Here is a 2,617-nt window from a genome sequence, read left to right on the forward strand (position 1 = left end):
CGTGGCTGCAGGAGAAGATACCTCCCATATCCTCAGCGGGTTGACTGACCAGCTGCCTGATCGTGATCCGGAAGAGACTGCCGAATGGGTTGAGTCCCTGGATTCGTTGATCAGGGAACAGGGCACCGAGCGTGCCCAATTCATCATGCGGAGCCTGCTGCAGCGCGCGGGCGCGCAGAGTGTCGGGGTGCCGATGGTGACCACCACCGATTACGTGAACACGATCCCGGCGGACCAGGAAGCGGAGTTCCCGGGCAACGAGGAGTACGAGCGCCGGTACCGGGCGTACATGCGCTGGAACGCGGCGGTGATGGTCCACCGCTCCCAGCGCCCGGACATCGCGGTGGGCGGGCACATTTCCACCTATGCCGGGGCTGCGACCCTGTACGAGGTGGGCTTCAACCACTTCTTCCGCGGCAAGGACCACCCCGGCGGCGGGGACCAGGTGTTCTTCCAGGGCCACGCCTCCCCCGGCATGTACGCCCGGGCGTTCATGGAAGGCCGGCTCTCGGAGGAGGACCTGGACGGGTTCCGGCAGGAAAAGTCCCGCGAGGGCCATGCCCTGTCCTCCTACCCGCACCCGCGGCTGATGCCGCACTTCTGGGAATTCCCCACGGTGTCCATGGGCATCGGTCCGATGAACGCGATCTACCAGGCCCAGTCCAACCGGTACCTGCACAACCGCGGCCTGAAGGACACCTCGGACCAGCAGGTCTGGGCGTTCCTGGGCGACGGGGAAATGGACGAGCCCGAGTCCCGCGGCCTGCTCCAGCTCGCGGCGAACGAGAACCTGGACAACCTGAACTTCGTGATCAACTGCAACCTCCAGCGCCTGGACGGGCCGGTGCGCGGCAACGGCAAGATCATGCAGGAACTCGAGGCGTTCTTCCGCGGCGCGGGCTGGAACGTGATCAAGGTCGTCTGGGGCCGGGAATGGGATGACCTGCTCGCCCGCGACACCGACGGGTCGCTGGTGAAGATCATGAACGAGACCCCCGACGGTGACTACCAGACCTACAAGGCCGAATCCGGCGGGTTCGTCCGTGAACACTTCTTTGGCAAGACCCCGCAGACCAAGGACATGGTCGCGGACCTCAGCGATGACCAGATCTGGAACCTCAAGCGCGGCGGCCACGACTACCGCAAGGTCTACGCCGCATACAAGGCAGCCACCGAATTCAAGGGCAAACCCACCGTCATCCTGGCCAAAACCGTCAAGGGCTACGGACTCGGACCCCACTTCGAGGGCCGCAACGCAACCCACCAGATGAAAAAACTCACCCTCGACGACCTGAAGAAGTTCCGCGACCACCTGCGGATTCCCATTACGGACGAACAGCTCGAAACGGACCTGTACCAGCCTCCGTACTACCACCCCGGCACGGACGCTCCGGAAATCAAGTACATGATGGAGCGCCGCGCGGCCCTGGGCGGGTCCGTCCCGGAGCGCAGGTCCCAGCACGCTGAGATCACCTTGCCGGACGCGAAGTCCTACGAGGTGGCCAAGCGTGGCTCCGGCAAGCAGCAGGCCGCCACCACCATGGCTTTCGTACGCCTGCTCAAGGACCTGATGCGGGACAAGAACTTCGGCAAGCACATTGCGCCGATCATTCCGGATGAGGCCCGCACGTTCGGCATGGATGCGTTCTTCCCCACCGCAAAGATCTACAACCCGAAGGGCCAGAATTACCTGTCGGTGGACCGGGACCTGGTCCTGGCCTACAAGGAATCCCCTGCCGGGCAGCTGATCCACCCCGGCATCAACGAAGCGGGCGCCGTGGCAGCGTTCACCGCCGCCGGCACCGCGTACGCCACCCACGGCGTGCCCCTGGTCCCGGTCTACGTGTTCTACTCCATGTTCGGCTTCCAGCGCACCGGCGACGCCTTCTGGGCAGCAGCGGACCAAATGGCCCGCGGCTTCATCATCGGCGCCACCGCCGGACGGACCACCCTCACCGGCGAAGGCCTCCAGCACGCCGACGGCCACTCCCCCCTGCTCGCCTCCACCAACCCCGCAGTGGTCACCTACGACCCCGCCTATGGGTACGAAATGGGCCACATCATCCGCGACGGCCTGGAACGCATGTACGGGCCGGACAGCACGGACAAGAACCTCATGTACTACCTCACCGTGTACAACGAGCCGATCGTCCAGCCCGCCGAACCGGAGAACCTCGACGTCGAAGGCGTCATCAAGGGCATCTACCTGCTCAACCCGGCCAAGATCGACGGTCCCCGCACCCAGCTGCTCGCCTCCGGCGTGTCCGTGCCCTGGGCCCTGGAAGCCCAGCGCATCCTCGCCGAGGACTGGTCAGTCTCCGCCGACGTCTGGTCCGTGACCTCCTGGAACGAACTGCGCCGCGACGGCCTCGCCGCCGAAGAGGAAGCCTTCCTCAACCCCGGCGAACCCGCCCGCGTCCCCTTCGTCACCCGGCAGCTCGAAGGCGCCACCGGCCCCGTCGTCGCCGTCTCCGACTACATGAAGGCCGTCCCGGACCAGATCCGCCAATTCGTCCCCAACGAATTCGCCACCCTCGGCGCCGACGGCTTCGGCTTCTCCGACACCCGCGCCGCAGCCCGCCGCTTCTTCAAGAACGACACCCACTCCATCGTGGTG

General features: G+C 65.6%; 1 protein-coding gene. It reads left to right on the forward strand.

What is annotated here, in order from left to right:
- Window position 1: 1 nt before the first annotated feature.
- Window positions 2-2,617 (forward strand): pyruvate dehydrogenase (acetyl-transferring), homodimeric type (gene aceE / locus FDW81_RS17900; RefSeq protein ID WP_138135548.1); only part of this gene is annotated, 2,616 nt, incomplete at its 3' end.

The organism is Pseudarthrobacter sp. NamB4 (assembly GCF_005796185.1).
Classification (GTDB): Bacteria; Actinomycetota; Actinomycetes; order Actinomycetales; family Micrococcaceae; genus Arthrobacter.